This is a genomic window from Kibdelosporangium philippinense, from assembly GCF_021390435.2.
GTDB lineage: Bacteria > Actinomycetota > Actinomycetes > Mycobacteriales > Pseudonocardiaceae > Kibdelosporangium > Kibdelosporangium philippinense.
Window position 1 is genome coordinate 670769 of sequence record NZ_JAJVCN010000004.1, and the last position, 16793, is coordinate 687561.

15 protein-coding genes and 2 pseudogenes are annotated in these 16793 nt (G+C 62.8%); 8 read left to right on the plus strand and 9 right to left on the minus strand.

Annotated features, from left to right (window positions below; all coding sequences use genetic code 11):
- Window positions 1–18 precede the first annotated feature (18 nt).
- The 6 genes from LWC34_RS59175 to LWC34_RS45900 all read right to left on the minus strand — a co-directional run bounded on the left by LWC34_RS59175 (window position 19) and on the right by LWC34_RS45900 (window position 8053).
- Window positions 19–198 carry a ubiquitin-like protein Pup gene (locus tag LWC34_RS59175; RefSeq protein WP_372496783.1) on the minus strand — a complete coding sequence of 60 codons (180 nt, stop codon included), beginning with the start codon at window positions 196–198 and terminating at the stop codon, window positions 19–21.
- 14 nt (window positions 199–212) lie between these two features.
- Window positions 213–668 carry a hypothetical protein gene (locus LWC34_RS45880; RefSeq protein WP_233731555.1) on the minus strand — a complete coding sequence of 152 codons (456 nt, stop codon included), beginning with the start codon at window positions 666–668 and terminating at the stop codon, window positions 213–215.
- A gap of 1749 nt (window positions 669–2417) precedes the next feature.
- Entirely contained in the window at window positions 2418–3509 is a 1092-nt protein-coding gene (locus tag LWC34_RS45885; protein WP_443667746.1) for an IS701 family transposase, read from the minus strand.
- A gap of 123 nt (window positions 3510–3632) precedes the next feature.
- Window positions 3633–5246, minus strand: coding sequence for a hypothetical protein (locus tag LWC34_RS45890; protein WP_233731556.1), 1614 nt, complete (start codon window positions 5244–5246; stop codon window positions 3633–3635).
- 90 nt (window positions 5247–5336) lie between these two features.
- The gene (locus LWC34_RS45895; protein ID WP_233731557.1) at window positions 5337–7340 is read right to left on the minus strand and encodes a hypothetical protein; all 2004 of its coding nucleotides are present in this window, start codon (window positions 7338–7340) and stop codon (window positions 5337–5339) included.
- Window positions 7337–8053 carry a hypothetical protein gene (locus LWC34_RS45900; protein WP_233731558.1) on the minus strand — a complete coding sequence of 239 codons (717 nt, stop codon included), beginning with the start codon at window positions 8051–8053 and terminating at the stop codon, window positions 7337–7339. Before LWC34_RS45900 ends, LWC34_RS45895 begins: the two co-directional genes overlap by 4 nt.
- A gap of 250 nt (window positions 8054–8303) precedes the next feature.
- On the opposite strand from LWC34_RS45900, the gene LWC34_RS45905 reads away from it, so the two are divergent.
- From LWC34_RS45905 to LWC34_RS57510, 5 genes and pseudogenes are all read left to right on the plus strand, one after another.
- Window positions 8304–8849: a hypothetical protein gene (locus LWC34_RS45905; RefSeq protein WP_233731559.1), complete on the plus strand. Its 546-nt coding sequence runs from the start codon at window positions 8304–8306 to the stop codon at window positions 8847–8849.
- A gap of 66 nt (window positions 8850–8915) precedes the next feature.
- Complete coding sequence (locus LWC34_RS58425; protein WP_233726034.1) at window positions 8916–10130, plus strand: site-specific integrase; 1215 nt, start codon at window positions 8916–8918, stop codon at window positions 10128–10130.
- Complete coding sequence (locus LWC34_RS45915; RefSeq protein ID WP_233726033.1) at window positions 10127–11086, plus strand: tyrosine-type recombinase/integrase; 960 nt, start codon at window positions 10127–10129, stop codon at window positions 11084–11086. The genes LWC34_RS58425 and LWC34_RS45915 overlap by 4 nt, the downstream gene beginning before the upstream one ends.
- A pseudogene (locus LWC34_RS58430) lies at window positions 11083–11589 on the plus strand (tyrosine-type recombinase/integrase); the annotation flags it as partial. The gene LWC34_RS45915 and the pseudogene LWC34_RS58430, both read left to right, overlap by 4 nt.
- A 101-nt stretch (window positions 11590–11690) precedes the next feature.
- Window positions 11691–12071: a tyrosine-type recombinase/integrase gene (locus LWC34_RS57510; protein ID WP_235729526.1), complete on the plus strand. Its 381-nt coding sequence runs from the start codon at window positions 11691–11693 to the stop codon at window positions 12069–12071.
- Between the two features lie 32 nt (window positions 12072–12103).
- On the opposite strand, the gene LWC34_RS45925 is transcribed toward LWC34_RS57510, so the two are convergent.
- The 3 genes from LWC34_RS45925 to LWC34_RS45935 all read right to left on the minus strand — a co-directional run bounded on the left by LWC34_RS45925 (window position 12104) and on the right by LWC34_RS45935 (window position 14388).
- Entirely contained in the window at window positions 12104–12559 is a 456-nt protein-coding gene (locus LWC34_RS45925; protein WP_233731560.1) for a helix-turn-helix domain-containing protein, read from the minus strand.
- Between the two features lie 221 nt (window positions 12560–12780).
- Window positions 12781–13353 (minus strand): hypothetical protein, encoded by a 573-nt coding sequence (locus LWC34_RS45930; RefSeq protein WP_233726036.1) that lies wholly within the window; start codon window positions 13351–13353, stop codon window positions 12781–12783.
- A 147-nt stretch (window positions 13354–13500) separates the two neighbouring features.
- Window positions 13501–14388, minus strand: coding sequence for an ISL3 family transposase (locus LWC34_RS45935; protein WP_233731561.1), 888 nt, complete (start codon window positions 14386–14388; stop codon window positions 13501–13503).
- A gap of 120 nt (window positions 14389–14508) precedes the next feature.
- Between LWC34_RS45935 and LWC34_RS45940 the strand changes: the two are divergent.
- The 3 genes and pseudogenes from LWC34_RS45940 to LWC34_RS45950 form a co-directional block, all read left to right on the plus strand.
- Window positions 14509–15054: pseudogene (locus tag LWC34_RS45940) on the plus strand (transposase); the annotation flags it as partial.
- Window positions 15055–15509: 455 nt separating this feature from the next.
- On the plus strand, window positions 15510–15707 hold the full coding sequence (locus LWC34_RS45945; RefSeq protein WP_233731562.1) for a hypothetical protein: 198 nt from the start codon (window positions 15510–15512) through the stop codon (window positions 15705–15707).
- A gap of 270 nt (window positions 15708–15977) precedes the next feature.
- A complete protein-coding gene (locus LWC34_RS45950; protein WP_233724674.1) occupies window positions 15978–16742 on the plus strand; it encodes a transposase family protein in 765 nt (254 codons plus the stop codon).
- The last annotated feature ends 51 nt before the right edge of the window (window positions 16743–16793 follow it).

Here is a 16793-nt window from a genome sequence, read left to right on the forward strand (position 1 = left end):
CGAAAATAAATAACCGATCTACTCGCCACCTCTTTGAACATAGCGCTCAACCACCACAGTGTCGTCAAGGATCCGATCTATATCATTGATGAGCGCGTCGAGTTCATCGTCACCATCCTTTCTTGCAGTCACTTCAGATTCGCTCACCGGGTCTACATCTTCGCCTTTTCGCTGCCGCGTAGCAGGCCGTTGAGGCATGCAGAACACCCTTCTCAATACAGGAAATGAGAGTCATGCAGACCGTCGGACACAAAGAGAAAATCGCCCGCCACTGCCACAGTTTCGACTATTTCCGCCAGCCAGGCATCCAGCTTGACCGACGCGTCACCAACGGACACCCCCAGCTGCGCGGAGACAAGGATACGAATTTCCTGCAAAATCCATACCCATGCCACACGGCGCGCGACGTCGACCATTTCGATCACACCACCACAATCAGGCAAATCGCCGAGCAACATCGCCGCCGTGGACCGTGCCCGCTTCAGCCAATAATCAAGGCCGCCCGAAAGGTTGGCGAGCACAACCCCTAGCGCAGGATCAACCCTGTTACCACACAGCGCGCTGTCAAGTCTGCTTTGATAGTCGGTCAGCTGTCGACGCAACCACCGAACCTGTCGCGGACTGAATACCGTAATGAGCCGGTCACCGCAGTAATCCCAACTGATCATCCGAAGCGGTTCTCCTTCTTCGAGCCTTACGCCATCACAATCCGAGCACTGACCCAATCAACACGGCCCCAACACCCAGCCCATGCAGACCAAGCCCACCATGCAGACCAAGCGGGCAGACCAGGACAAATGGGCCCAGATGTAACGCCGCGAAGACATCGCATCAGGATCGCTTCGCATGCGCACCGCAACCGACAATCAGAGCGAGTCTTGCATTCACTGAATACCTGACTATAAACCCGACGTGGACGCCTCGTTGCACTCTTGGCAGACAATACCGCAGCAATACCCCCACGCGGCAAAGTTGAGTCTATCGCGCACTCCGCATGCACCAAAAGGGCAACAAGTCACGTCAGAAGATTTCAGTCAACACCACTACACCCATGACCAAAATGATTCTTTTGCACAAAACTATCGAATATTGACTGCCATGATCGGCATACTCGAGTGCAGCTTCCCTACACAACAACTGTCGACCGAATTCGGTCGACCTCCCCGTAGCTGACAGCGCGCGCTGTCGTGACGCCGCGATACGAGCCAGCATTCGGACCACCGGTGGTGAGGCAAAACCGGTTTCCCCGTGCGGCAGACAGATCCGCGATCGACAACCGGGTCGGCGCAGCTGTACATCCGTGCTGTGAAAGACCGTCTCGCGTGGCCGGCCGGCATGGATCGATACTCCCGCCGCACAAGAGCCCACCGGATTGAGCACATGGGATTGACACCCGATGATGTCGAACTCAAGCTGCTCAAGACCGTCGTTCGCCACCGGATCGCGGCCAGCCGCGAGAGGAGACTCCAGTCGAGTGGCAAGTAATGGCCGTTGACCTGACCTCACGCACATGTATGGTCATACCTGTACTCAAGATCAGCGCTGGTCAAGCGTCATTAATCGGACAGATTAACCCGATGCGGGCGGTCAACCACCCGATATGACTGACCACCACACCGATATCAAGTCCATAAGTGTCCAGACCTGCCGCACGGAGGCCTGGACACAATTCGAGACTACTGGGCAAGCGTACTCGCCGTCTCGAATCCTGATCGCCGAGCAGCTGGTCGCCTGTGCTGTGGTGACATCCCCACAGCTGCTCGGTGAGGCTCTGCTGTTCACCCCGATATCACAGCGAGCCTCGGCCCGCACCCGTTCGCAGACGGGTGCGGGCCACACACAGAACCCCTTTTATCCAGCACAACTCTTGGTCTCACTCGTCGCGAGGCCGCCTGCGTCGACGTGGTCATTCACGACCCGTTCGCCCCGTGAAGATCACGATCTACGACTGGAGTAGTAGTGAGGCTCCGCCTCGGACCGCCGAGGTGGGTGGCTGAGCTGGGCTTTTAGGTGATCGACTTGATTTTGGCCACGCTCACGCAGGGACCTGCGGTCATGATCGGCAGACCGCCGCCGCCCGCTGCGCCGAAGTCCGATCATCCGTGATGACCGGCCGCGCCACTCCAAAGTGGCTGGTCAGACAAGGAGTCTGCAGATATGGAGCGGGCACACCTGACGCTACGCCACGGAAAAACTTGACTCAAATGTCAAGATTCGATGGGCCTAGTTGATCTAGTACGGCAGCCGCACCTTGTGATATTTGAGGTGTTGTCGCTGGTAGTGGCTGCGGCGGGCTCGGGTTTGGTGGCGTCGTCGCCAGTCTGACCAGTGGTTGGTGTGGGTTTCGGGGTGGACCGGGTGGGTGAGGGTGGCCCAGAGTCGTCGAATTTCGTTACAGGACAACGGAATCAGTTGGCTTAAGGTGGCGAGATCGCCCCTTTTTGGTCATTGCGGCCGCGTTCTCGATATGCGGTGACGGCGAGGAACGCGGCGGCCAGCATCGCCAGGGTGATGTGCCGGTACCAGACGTCGTACTTGCGCACCTGATAGTGATCCAGTCCGGTCTCGTTCTTGGCGAACTGGAACGTTTCCTCGACCGCCCAACGGGATCCGGCTACCCGGACCAACTCGGCGACGGGTACTGGTTGGGTGCTGTGGCAGATGTAGTAGGCCAGCTCGCTGGGCTTGGAGATCGAGCGACGCACCAGCAGGAGGTGCTCGTCAGCGCCGGGGTCGATGAGCAGCCAATCGTAGAGGCGATGTCCCTTGCTGCCCTTACCGGCTGAGAGTCGTTGCCAGCCTCGTTTCGGCGCGGTCGCGGCGAGTTCGTCGGCTCGCTGAGGCCCGGTTGGAGTGGTGAACCGGTCGTCGCAGGAGACCGCCATGACGTAGTTGATGTCCTCGTCCTCCAGCCAGTCCCGCAGTCCGGGGTTGTCGCCGTAGGCTTCGTCGGCGGTGAACCAGCCCACCGTCTGCTTGCCGTGCTTGGCGATGAGTCGTTCGAGCATCCGCCGCGCCAGCTTCGGTTTGGTCGCGAACCCGACCGTGTCCGCGATGCCCGCCTCGGCACACCGCTCCCGGTCACCGGTCCAGGATTTCGGCAGGTAGAGCTCTCGGTCGATCAACGCCCGCCCCCGCGACGACACGTAGGTCAGGAACACGCCGAGCTGGCAGTTCTCGATACGCCCGGCAGTGCCGGAATACTGACGCTGCACGCCGGCGGATTTGGTGCCCTTCTTGAGAAAACCTGTCTCATCGCCCACCACGACCCCGCTGGGGTCGGCGAGAGTGTCCAGCACATAGGAACGTAGATCATCCCGCACCGCCTCGGCGTCCCAGCGGTAGAAGTTCAACAACCGCTGCATGCCATCCGGAGTCAGGTCACCAGCCTGCTCCGCGATGGTCCAGGAGTTCTTACGCTCGGCTGCCGAGAGCAGTCCCAGCAGGTACATCCGTGCCCGGCGACGTGAGTCCGCCTGCGCGAAACGCCCGGCCACCAGCGCGAACATCTCATCGAACCCCGCTCGCCACCGCGTGAGGCGATCATCAACTACAGTCTTCGACGCGGCCACCGCGTCTGCTTCGAGTCCTAACACACCTTGAAGTTGATCACGCGGTGGCCGCGTCCATGATCACGACCCCACACCAAGATCACACAGTGCGGTTGCCGTACTAAAGAGGAACAAGAGCGTCTGCTGGACAAGCAGGCCAAAGGTGCTCTTGGCTTCGCCAGTGAACGCTGGTGACTGGGCCAGTTCTCGGAGAATCTCGTCCAAGAGCGGATCGAGTACAGGGTGCGAGGTTCTGGACCGCGTGAGATCGCCACTGTACGCCAGTCCTTCTACGGTTCGAAGTTTGTCGTCGTCGAGCCCGTCGGCAAGCACGGCCGCCTGCTGCTCTCCGAGTACGCGGGTCAGCGCGGGAGCAAGGGCGTACAGCCTTGTGGTGTCTGGTGGGTGCGGTTCCTCGTCGCCCTGGTCGCCGTCGGCAGGACCTGACGAGGACGATCGTGGTTGCCGATCCCGAGCGCCTGTGGCGAGCACTTCGATACGGGCAAGCAGCAGTTCAGCGGTTGGCACGTCGAACGCGGGCGCCGTGGGCTTAGCGGCTTGGGTGATGGAGCGACTGAGCGCCGCGAGTTGGCTTTGCTTCTGAAGGATCGCGCCTTCGATGGCTGGTTCGATGATTGCCGCAAGGCCTGTGCTGTCCTTGCTGCTCGGTAGCGGACGCATGGAACGGGCTTGTCGATATGCCTGGAGTACCGCATCGAGTGCTTCCCACACGTTGAACCAGACGGGGTGGGACAAGTAGTCAGTGGCAGCATCCAGCACAAGGGCCAGTCTGTGCCAAGCGAGTTCGGCTGCGAGCCTGGGACGGAGCCATGAGGGTTGATGCATGGCGGTCAGCCAGGCGCCTCGCTGTTGGAGCGCCTCGGAAAGACGCTGCTTCGCATCCGTCAGGCGATATGCGTCCTGCGCGCTGAACGCGAGGATTGCATCGCAGGCTGCCGCGTAGGCGCGGGCGTCATGGCGAGCTTCTTCGGCGGCGTCCACCGTGGCGAAACCGGCTCGTGCTGTCGTGAGCGACTCCATTGCGGCGGGCAGAGTCTCGGCTGACAACGCCATACGCAGATGGTCACATGCAAGTTCGAACATCGCGTCAACGGCTGCGGCCTCGTGGTGACGGAGTTGGTCCAGAGCCTGACGGATTGGCCCCACGACAGCGGAATTGTCCGCCCAACGGTCCATCGCGGCGCCGAGTAGCCGCGGAAGTCGCTCGGCGAACTCTTCAGGTACGTCGCTGCTGAGTGACGTTATACGACCAAGTACCGCGAAGGGGTTCACTGCGTCGGCGATGGCGAGGCGAATTGCGCCCTCCAGCCGGCTAGCCGCCAAGAGAGGAGTATCGGCGATCGCGACAGTAAGTCCGTCGAGCAACGCATCGTGCAGGCGTGTACCGTACGTCTGCACTGTGATGGGGCTAGCGAGCAATTCCTCCAGGCTGCTGGCGAGTGCCAACAGGCTGGTTTGATTCGACAGTCCTGTGACGAAGTTGGCTGACGCGCCATCCCAGCCTGGTGGGCTCGCGCCCGCCGCTGCCGCAAGGGCTTGGGCGAGAACCGGTGCGAGCGGACTCGCTGCGATCTCTTCCGCGTGGTCGGCAACTGCAAGTTCGTCGAGTTCAGCCCAGGACGCGACGGCACCGTCCCCCGCGATCACGGCGAGCCGGTCAGTAAGTGCAGTCATTGGTGGCTCCAGCGGGTGGCAGCACCTGGTCTGTCCATATTCGAGCGTCGACTGCTCCCGACCGCGAGGCGCAGCCTCTTCCCGTTTGCTTCACCACAGTGGATCGCCTGGCTTGGCCGCGATGACGCACTCGGCTGGGAGCGTCTCTGCGGCAAGGTGGAAGTCGGCGGTGGTGATCAGCACCTGCAGCCCCTCAGCTGTTGCGAGGCGGTTGAGTTCACGGAAGATCACGGTGGCGTCGGCGTCTTGGATTTCTTCTGCTTTCGGGCTGTCGATGAGGATTAGACCGGGGTGCGTCGAGATGCCGTATCGTGCTCCAACCCGGAGCAAAGCAACGATCACGGCGACGCGGAGGCGAAGCTGCGCGCCCGGGTCCTGGTCCACGAATGGCTTCTCGGCGCCACCACCCTTGATCACTTTCAGCTGGGCAGCTCGGTTGATTTCCACACTCTCCAACGCGGTCATGCCGAATTGGTGCGCCAGATCCACGATCTCCGCGTTCAGGTCAGCGAAGAGCTGGGCTGCCGCGCCCTTGCTCTCGTCCTCTAGGACCTTGGACGCGGACTTCAAGACGGTGAGCGTCACATCTCCATTGTTTGTCGGCGTGTCCGGCAGATTGGGTAGCACCTGAAGTGCTCCTTCCCAGCGTGCCACCTCGATCTCCGCCGCGATCCGGTCACGCGATGCCGTCGCCGCCGTCGCGGTTCGTAGGTTGGCCTGCACTGTCTCCAGTTCAGCTGTCAAGCGGTCGAGATTCGCCTCGGCGGTACCGAGCGCTTGCTTGGCGGCTTTCTCGGCTGCTTTGCTGCCTTCGACGCGGTCCCGCGCTTCGGCCTCGACGGCTTCGTCCTCGCCCTCGGCTCCGGTGACCTCGGTGGTGCACACGGCGCAGCGATGCACATCTCGTTCAGCTTGTCGTCTGTCTCCGCTGATCGGGGTTTCGCAGCGGGGGCAAGCGCTGGGATTCAGGCCGTGGAAGAGTAGGCGTGCGACCTCGCTCTCACGTATGTCGTTGAGTGCCTTCTCGTCGAGCTGCCGGATTCGCCGAGCCTCTCGATAGCCGCGGTTAATCTCGTCCTGTTCGTCTTGGGCGTCGGCGACCTGGCGGGCTAGCCTGGCGGACTTGTCCGCGAGTTCCGTCAAGTCGGGGCCTGGCGCGGCTTTTTGAAGCTGAGTGAGTGACCTGCGCGCTTCGGCGAGGGCTTCCTCAACACGAGCGCGTTCGTCTGCACGCTCGGCGACCGCACGTTTGGTGTTCTCGGATTGTTTGTCGGCTTCGGCTTGGAGCACGTCGTACGTTGCCTTAACACGTGCGAGGACCGCGGTTGCTGGGAGGTCTAGGAAAACCTGTAGGAGCCGCCCGGCCAACCCTGCCATGTTCTGGTTGCCGAGCAGAGGACGGTCCCGGCCGAGCTGCAGATAGATCGCAGAGTAGTAGGAGGGCCAGCCGTGTGTCTGGGTTCGGACGCGTTCCTTGGTAGTCAGCTTGTTGACGATGGGTTGGAGGTCGAGGCGGTCGAGCATCAGCTCGGCCACTTTGACGGCGAAGTCATCCTGGTTATCGGCTTCGATGAGCGTCGAGACACCGCTGCCACCGGCGATCCCGTCTGTGTCAGTGAGTTGGTCGACGCTTGAAGCCGTGAATACCACCCCGGAGAGCAGAGCTTCGGGAGTCAGGCTGAGTCGAAAGCCCATGGGTTGGCCCGCGATGGTCGCGTCTAGTTCGAGCCGGGTCAGCCAGCGACGGACGTCTCCTTGCAGCTTGGCCCGAGGTGCCCCGCGGAGGCACCAGGTGATCAGTTCCAGGACGCTGGTCTTGCCTTTCAGGTTGGAGGCGACCAGGGCCGTCAGGCCGTCGTTGAAGGTGAATGTCTGGTCGATCGGGCCTTCCGGCTGGACACCGACGCGGTTTCCATCAACCCGGAGGCGATGTATACGAACAGGGCGGGGCCGAGCGGGTGGGTAGGCCAGCGGCAGTCCGCGCGTCGTGAAGACGTCCTCCACGTCCTCGCGGGTGGTTTTCGCCCGAGACGCGATCCGAGCAGCAAGAGATCCATCCTGGTGAGATGGCCTATCCGCAGCGGACGAGTTCATGCGACGACACCCTCCCGGCCCGTCGCGTCTGACTCCGACCGCAGGCGCCGCAGACGGTCACGTGCTCGGGCGCTGATGCTCCCGATCCGTGTGCCGCGCTCGGCGGTGGCGTACTCGGTTTGTAGGTACTGGCGGTCTTTCAACTCGTTGCCTCCACGCCCGTCCGCCAAGTCCAGCACCAACTCGATCCGCTCTACGTAGTATCGGAAAGGCGGTGCTTCCACTACGACCGTCCGAGCGACCTCCCGTCCGCGTTCCAGCAGGTAGTAGTCGTGACGCCAGGTCCGATCCACGGTGCCGCGGCGTCGGCGAACCACCAGACCAGCGCTGCGGAGTACCGCCAGAGCGTCGTCCAGAGGTTCGTACGCGCCAAAGTGGTGGCGAAGCATCGGATACCTGCGTACCTCTGGCTCCTCCGAATCCAAGATTTGGCCGGCCAAGTCGAGGAGCCCCGGTTCGCGGCTCGCCTCGAAGTCGTTGAGCAACTCGTCCGCAAGGAAGTCGGGATTGCGTACCCAGAAGTCCAGCTTCTGGAGACGGACCTGGCTCTCCACCACTCCGACCGCACTTGCGAGTGGTATGTCGTCGGCAACCGGCGCTGGCAGCGGTTCGGCCGCACCGTCGATCAACAGGAGGATCCGGACTGCGTCCTGTTCGCGACTCGTGACTGGACCACGGTCATTGCCCGCCTCGCCGCCGCTCAGATCATCCACAGTCCGTTAGAGTAGATGCCGGAGCGTGACGCTGGCATGCTGAATCAAGATCGCAGGTGCTTCGTTACCTGGGCGTGTACGGGCGACGCGTCTTGTGACGATGCGATTACGAAACGCACTCTGACCTGTAGGTCCGCTGATAGCGGCAGCACTACCTCGACCGTGACATGCCGTCAAATTGAGGAGCACGTGCGCCTTACGAGGCGCATACTGTTCGGTTGACTTCCACCGGACATGAACGGCTGGCCCCATGACGCTCAACCTTGCCATCACGTCGACTGAGTCACTCGTGTTTGAACCGGCTCGTCAGACACTGCGACTCTGGCCGGCCGTCGGCGGCGCGCAGATCGAGCTGAGCCTCAGTATCAGGCGAACGACCGAACGCAAGGATGCTCCTCCATACCAGATCTCGGCTGCCATGCTCGTTGGGAAGAACCCGAGCGGAGATCGTCAACTTCTGACGCCTCTCGTGGCAGGCCACCTGGTCAGCCCGGCGCAGGTGGCGACCGAGTTCAGGTTGACGGGCTACATCAGCGTCGAGCAGCTCCGTGTCGTCGAAGAACTGCGCTCGGGAGCGGATTCCATCTGGGTCATCCTCCAGTTCAGTGTGACCTGCGTTGACAGCGACCCAGCGACCCTGGCCGGCGGTACAGGGGAGCTCACGTTCGCGCTTTCCGCGGGTGATGCCTTATGCCGATATCGACATAAGGCATCTTATGCCGATGGTCTGTTTATGCCGATCTTGGTTGTGTTGTGCCTGTTCGGAAGTGCGGCCATTCGAGTGAGGTCCGCATAAGTCTGCGTCATGCGCCGTGGGTTTTCCCGCCTGGGTCAGTGCCAGGTTCAGACGGGAGGAAAGATCGTGACGTGGTCTCGTGCACGGCTGGAGATATCCGGCCCGTTGATGCCGTTTGAGGAAGGTTTCACCAAATGGTTGGGGCATAAGGGGTACGTGCCGACGGCGGTGCGGACACACCAGCGACGCGTGATCCACCTGAGTCAGTGGATGCAGACAACAGGGCTTGAGATCACCGAGTTTGGTCCGGCAACGGTGGAGGCGTTCATCGCGGCGCAGTGCGTGGACGGGCGGTTCAAGGATTGGAAGGCTGGGTCGTGGGCGGCATTGTTGGAGTATTTGCGGTCGATCGGGGTGCCGCTGGCCGCTCCGGCCGGCCACGTGGTGACGGCTGCTGACGCGCTGCTGAGGCGGTATGCGGAGTACGAGGCAGCGGAGCGAGGTCTTGCTGCTCGGTCTATCGAGCGGAACGTGTGTGCGGTCCGGCCCTTTGTGGAGTGCCGGATGCGTGATGGCCAAGGCGGGCTGGAGCAGTTGACCGCCGGTGAGATCACCGAGTTTGTGGTTGAGCAGGCGCGCCAGGCTCCTCGGTCGTTGGCGCATCTGGTGCCCGCGCTGCGATCGTTGTTGCGGTACCTGCAGGTTGCCGGGGCTATTCCGGTTGGGCTGGCTAGCGCGGTGCCGACCATGGCTCGGTGGAAGTTGGCCGGGCTGCCGAAAGCTTTGCCTAGCGGGCAGGTGAGGGCCCTGTTGGCGTCGTGTGACTTGGAAACCGAGATAGGTCAGCGAGATTTTGCGATCCTGACCATGTTGTCGCGGCTGGGGTTGCGCATCGGAGAAATCGCCGCGCTGCGGTTGGAGGATATCGATTGGCGCCGCGGCGAGCTGACCATCACGGGCAAAGGCCCACGCTGTGAGCGTCTGCCGCTGCCCAGCGATGTCGGGCAGGCGATCGTGTCATACCTAGTTGGCTGGCGCCCCAAGACCGATACCCGGCACGTGTTCGTCTGTGCTCGTGCGCCGTATGGTCACATGAGCAGCACCACGGTCACCAACGTGGTGGCCAGGGCAGCCCGCCGGGCGGGCCTGGGCGTGCTGCATGCGCATCGGTTGCGGCACAGCGCAGCCACCGCCATGCTCGGTGCTGGCGCCTCGCTGGAAGAGATCGGCCAGGTCCTACGGCATCGCACTGCCCTCACCACAACGATCTACGCGAAGGTCGACATCGGCTCGCTGCGCAGAATCGCCCGCACCTGGCCAGGATCGCAGGTCGTGGCATGAGCGCGGGCGCGACCACTGGCGTGAGCATGTTGCGGCAAGCCCTGGCCGACTACCTGCGCTTGCGCCGGGCTCTGGGGTCCACATTGGACCGCGCGGAGAAACTGCTGGCACAGTTCGTCACCTACCTAGAACAGCACGACGCGGACGTGGTCACTGTGGAGCACGCGGTGGCGTGGGCCACGCTGCCGGGCGGAAGTGGTTGGTGGCACGCACTGCGTCTGATCGCAGTACGACGGTTCGCCGTTTACCTGCGCAACCTCGACGACCGCACTCAGATCCCACCACCCGGGTTGCTTGCTCATGGCAAACACCGGGCTACGCCATACTTGTACTCCAGCAGGGAGATCGACGCCCTGATCGCGGCGGCCCGCATGCTGCCCACCCCGATCGCGGCGGCCACCTACCCTGCGATGATCGGTCTGCTCGCGGTCACCGGTATGCGATTCAGCGAGGCGATCGCCTTGGACGTCACAGACTTCGACGACCACAGCGAGACGGTGATCGTCCGGGCGGGCAAGTTTGGCAAGAGCCGCCTGCTCCCGGTGCATGCCACCACAGCCGACGGGTTGCGTCACTATCTGGTCCAACGCCAGCGGCTCCTGCGCACGAGGAAACTCGCTGACCGCGATGTCCTGTTCATCTCCGCGGCCGGCACCCGCCTGGATCACAGTGCGGCACAGAAGAAGTGGCGCACGATCCGGGACCTGGCAGGACTGACGCCGCGATCGGCCAACTGCCGACCCCGCATTCACGACCTTCGCCACAGTTTCGCCGTCGCGACTCTGCTGGACTGCTACCGCCGCGGCGCGGACATACCTACCATGCTGCCCACGCTGTCGACCTACCTCGGCCATGTCGATCCCAAGAGCACCTATTGGTACCTCTCGGCAGCACCGGAACTGCTGCAACTGGCCAGCCAACGCCTGGACACCTACCTGACAGCGGGTGACACGTGAGCGCACTGGCCCCCACGCTGCAAGCGTTCTTCACCGACCGGCTGATCCGGCAACGTCAAGCCAGCCCGCACACCATTGCCGCCTACCGCGACGCGTTCAAACTGTTGCTGGCCTTCACTTGCCATCGCACCGGCAGCACACCATCCCGGTTGCGGATCGAGGAGCTGACCGCTCCGCTGATCGGCGATTTCCTCAACCATCTAGAGACCGAGCGCGGCAACAGCGTCCGCACCCGCAACGCTCGCCTGGCTGCCATCCACTCACTGTTCCGCTACGCCGCGCTGCGCCATCCCGACCACGCCGACTCGATCCAACGCGTGCTCGCGATCCCACCCAAACGGTTCGACCGCGCTATCGTCACCTACCTCACCGAACCCGAGATCGACGCGCTGCTGCAAGCCCCAGACCGGAACACCTGGACCGGCCGCCGCGACCGGACCATGCTCGCGGTGGCGATCCAAACAGGGCTACGCGCCTCCGAGCTGACCACATTGACTATCAGTGACGTTCACCTGGGCACCGGAGCTCATATCAGCTGCCACGGCAAGGGCCGCAAACAGCGCATCACCCCCTTGACCAGCGGCACCGTCACCATGCTTCGCACCTGGCTGGCCGAGCGCGCAGCCAGCCCACCGATCCAGTGTTTCCTACCAGCCGCGGCCGTCAGCTCAGCCGCGATGCCCTGGAACGACGCGTCACAAAACACGCCCGCGCAGCCACACAAGCATGTCCCACACTGACCGGCAAGAAGATCTCGCCGCACGTGCTACGGCACTCCACCGCCATGCGACTGTTGAACGCCGGCGTTGACACCACCGTCATCGCTCTCTGGCTCGGCCACGAAAGCGTTGCCACTACACAGATTTACGTTCACGCCGACCTCGCACTGAAAGAACGCGCCCTTGCTCGCACCGCCCCGATCGAAGCAACTCCAGGCCGCTACCAGCCAACTGACACGATCATGGCGTTCCTTGACAACCTGTGATTATGTTGAACCGCAATCTTCGATCGGCCGCGTCACACCCTGATACCAACACCAGACAGCATAACGGGATAGTCCGCATAAGACGACTTATGTCGATATCGGCATAAGTCGTCTCCGGTCCATAACTCGTTGGGGCGGGCGGCTTCGAACCGGCCGAACACCGACGGGCCAGCATCGGCGGCGGGGCCGGTCAGGCCGAGGCGGGTGAAATGGCGCTGCAAGGTGCGCTCGTCCGGCGACCAGCCCAGCTGCGCGCGCAGGATCCGGCGGATCCCGGCCGCGGTCCGCTCCGGATTCTCCCGCCGCAACGCCACCGCCAGCTCCATCACCTCGACCGGGGTGCGCTGATGAGTCTGGCGGGGACTGGGCACCAGCGCGTCGAACCCGCCAGCCCGCCAGTCCCGGATCCAGCGATCCAGGGTCTGACGCGATACCCGTGTCTTTCGGCCGAATGGATCGGTGTGCTCGGCTGCCGCGATCGCCCGCACCAGCCGGCCCGTTCTTTCGTCGAGTGCGCCTCATCCGCGGCCTCGCGGATGAGTTGATAGCGAAACAGTCCGATCGCCCGCGCTCGATCGGTGCGCACCTGTTGTTCATCGTCGGCTGGCGTCACGCCGGTGCCCCTCCATTGCTCGTTCCACAAAGGACGAGCCGAAAAGGACCACGAATGATCACCCCCGCGGCAGAGGCAACTCGTGTTGATCCACAATCACGGCCAGCCCGGAGCCAGCAGCCGCCCGCCCGAGATCGCCACCGCCAGTTCCCATACCGACACCATGGGCAGCACGAACCGCCGGGCCGCAGCCCGCGCTGCCGCCTCGATCGCGCACAGCGCGTCCGCACACGAGCTTGCCGCCGGCTCGGGCATCACCGGGTCCGGATCCAACGCCCGCAACCACACCGTGAACACACCCCGCACCGGCTCGGCCCGCCCGGCAAACCGGCGGATCCAGCCCCGCACCGTGTCCACCGGCCTGCTCAACGCCGCAGCGATCGACCGATACCCGCCACCGGCAGCCTTCGCCGCCAACGCCGACCCGATCACCACCGCCGCGTCCGCCCGCCGCACCAGCAGCACTACCGGCAACAACACATGCGTCACCCCACAACCGGCGCATCGCGACCGGCGTGGCCGCACCCGCACCGGGCCGTGCGGACCGCGGACCGTCCGTTCCCGACCATGACCCCAACCGGTCAGCATCCCGCCGCAGCCTGGACAGGCCAGCCGTCCACTCACAAGCCGACGCTCGACGGCGTCCGCGTCCACCTCTACCGTGACCACAGCGCCTCCGAGCGCCACCGCACGGCCCTCCCGCGGGACTCCGGCAAGAGACACGGGAGGGCCGTCGCCTACACCGACGTGCTCACCGTGCCGCCGAACACGATCAACAGCAACCAACCCGCGCCGCACACCAACCCATGCTCACGCTCAACGCCGGAGCCCTACCCACAGGTGCTCATCTTCAACGCCGCCGAACAGCCTGCCCCGCACCTGCAGGGTGACCCTGCGACGTACCTCGGTGAGGGCCTGGTTGGCCAACTGCACGAGATGAAAGTGGTCCACGACCAGCCTGGCCTGCGGTAACGCGGCACGGGCCGCGGCCTTGAAAACCGTGCACATATCGATCGCCACGACCCGGACGCCCTGACGCCAGGCCTCATCCCACTGGGTGAGCCAGTCCCGCACGGCCACACTGGTGCGGCCCTCGACCTGCCCGAGCAGCCCCTGCCCGCCCGCCAGGTCCACGAACCCGACATGCCAGCGATCCACCGTGATCTCCCAGCACTGCTGTTCGTCGTTCCAGGTCCATTGTGGACGGCCCCGGCGGATCTCGTCGATCCCCAGCACCGCCACCGGTTGCGGCTTGTCCGGCAGCACCGCCGTGGCGTGTGCGGTGAACGCGGCCGAGACCACCGGCCAGGACAGGCCGTGATCACGCGCGGCTTGCACGATCGTGCGCCCACCATCGGCCACCGCCGCACCGGCCGCCTGCCGCAACCGAGTGGTCACCCGGGCTCGAGCCGGAATCTCCCCGATCGCCTCGGTGAACGTCTTCCTGTCGCATCCCTGCTGGTCACAGTGCCACCGACGCTTACACCACCGCAGCTCGACAGGCCGGCCGGCCACCGGCAGATCTCTCGGGCTGGTCGTCACCCACCCCTTGACCCGCCTCGCCCGCACTCCACATCCCGGGCAGATACAAGCCTGCTCGTCCGCGGTAACCAGGTGCACGACCGGCCCATCATGTACTGCGTCCTCGACCCGAACGACAGCCAGACCGGCAAGGCCCAGCAGACGGGTCGTATCGTTGACCATGCCCGTGGCTCTTCTGTTGTGATCGTTCTGCTTCGACAACAGACATGATCACTCACAGAGTCACGGGCCCTTGCCACTGGCTGCCCCCAGCAACATCACGACCAGTTCAAACCCCGGTCAAATTCGAAGAGCCGCCATGTCGTGATCGACATGTGCGCTGTGTTCAAGGCCGCTGTCGCCGTCGCTGTCACCACCGCGCTGCCGCACGCAACGCTCGTGGTCGACAACTTTCACGTGGTGCAGCTGGCCAACGCGGTGATCGACAAGGTCCGAGCTCGGCGCACTGTGCAGGCCCGGGGGCGTCGCGGCCGGAGCGGTGACCGGGAATGGGACCTGCGCAACAAGCTCAAGGCCAACGTCGAGAACCGCTCCCGCGACACGATCCACGACATGGTCGGCGAGCTGGCTGATCTGGACGAGATCGGCCCTGCGGTGTTGGCCGCCTGGGTGGCCTTATACACCGACAGCCTGCCCCTTGCCCATGGGGCGCAGCATAAGACTTTCGGGCATTCCTGTTTGTTCGAAAGTGTAGACTTGTCAGATCTAAATCGCCGATTTAGAAGCGTGCCCGTAAGATCGTTTGGAGCAATAGAGGGACTGTTGTTTCTTGTTGATCGGAGGGGCAAGATTTGTTTACCCGCCGTGTCATCTGTGCGCTCCTCGTGACATTTCTGTCATTAGGTGGTCTGACTGTCATGTCGGGCCGGGCATTCGCAGCAATCACCGCCGCTACTGGATTGCTGGTCCAGCCCGCGTCAGCCACGCTCGTACTCACCCATTTCGAAAGAGTTCGACACACGTGAAAGTCGCTGTGATTACGTCACTGAACTGGGTAAACTTACGGCTGTGGACCCGTCCGGACGGTGATCCCGAGTCCTTCGTATTATTCCTGAATTACTCCAATGACAGTGAAGGAGACGGCGTTGAGTAGGCGTTCTGGTTGGCGAGTCGCAGGTCGGAGCATCTTGGCAGTGGTTATGGCGGCAGGGACATTGTCGCTTGGCGTTGGCTCAGCCAACGCGGAACCGTCATGCCCGAGTGGGAGCACGGCGTGTGTCTGGGAGAGCCAGGGATACACCCAGCGTGTTATCTATTTCGGCAACGCTCGTGAAGAGCGGAGGATGAAGAGCCGCAAGATCGGCGCGTTCGACGACATGGACAACCGGATCTCGTCTCTGATAAGCACGTACGACGGCCATCTCTGCTTCTACGACCTCGAGGATTTCGGCGGCGTGGAGTTCAAGATCGGCCCGAAGGAAAAGTGGGCGACCATACCATGGTGGATCGACAACAAAATCTCGTCCTTCAAGGTGTGTTGACTCTTCCGACTCCAGCGTCATACAGCTTGGCTTGGACGCCCGGCTAGTGATCTTTGGTCGCAGGCTTCTTCACATCTGTGTCAAGTTTCAGGCTGCGGGTGCGAGCCGGGCCCGGTGGGCATACATAGCTACATGTAATAGGAGCACCTGACCAATCTGAGTCATTCTTAGAGCGTTATTCTGGCGACTTGATCACCTCAAAATAGGACAACGACCCCAGGCAAGTAAGATCGTTTTCCTCTCACAGAAGACAACTTACAGGCGGGGTCGTTGCGTTATCAGTCTACTACAGGGCTTGCTGCTGACCAGATCCAGGAGCTTGTCGCGCGCATCTGGCAGATCATCCAATGCCATGAGAACCAAGCGTGGCCTCCGACCGTGGGACTGTATCGCGCTGTCGTGATCACTTTGGTGTACGTCCGACAGAATCTGAACCAGGCGGCCGTGGGCGATCTGTTCGGCGTCAGTCAGTCGACCGTATCGCGGATCTATCGAGGCATTCTCCCATTGATTGGGCAGGCCCTGTGCCTGCACATTCCAAACCTCAAGGAGGCCATCCGCGGCCGGCTCGTCCTGGTCGACGGAACCGATGTCCCGACCGGCAACCGTGCTGGTCACGAAGACAACTTCTCCGGCAAGCGGCGCCGCGCGGGGCTGAACATCCAGGTCGCCGCCGATACGGAGGGAGGCCTGCTGGGAATATCCGCCCCTCTGCCTGGCTCGATGCATGACCGGAAAGCGTTCGCCGAGTGTGACTGGGAAGATCTTCTGGCCGAGACCTCAGTCATCGGTGACCCTGCCTATCAGGGCACTCACACGATTACGCCTCGCAAAAAGCCAAAGGGCGGCGAGCTCTCGGCTGGCGACAAGGTGAACAATAAATTCATCTCCTCACTTCGATCCGCCGTCGAGCGATGTATCGCGCATATCAAGAACTGGAAGATGATTGCGACCGGCTATCGAGGACGCCTTTCCGAGCTCCCCAACATCATCCGGATCATCACATCGCTCGAGTTCTATCGACTCGGCTGGTAACCCTCATGAATAACGCTCCCGGTAAAAGAAATGGTAAGATTTCAAACCGGT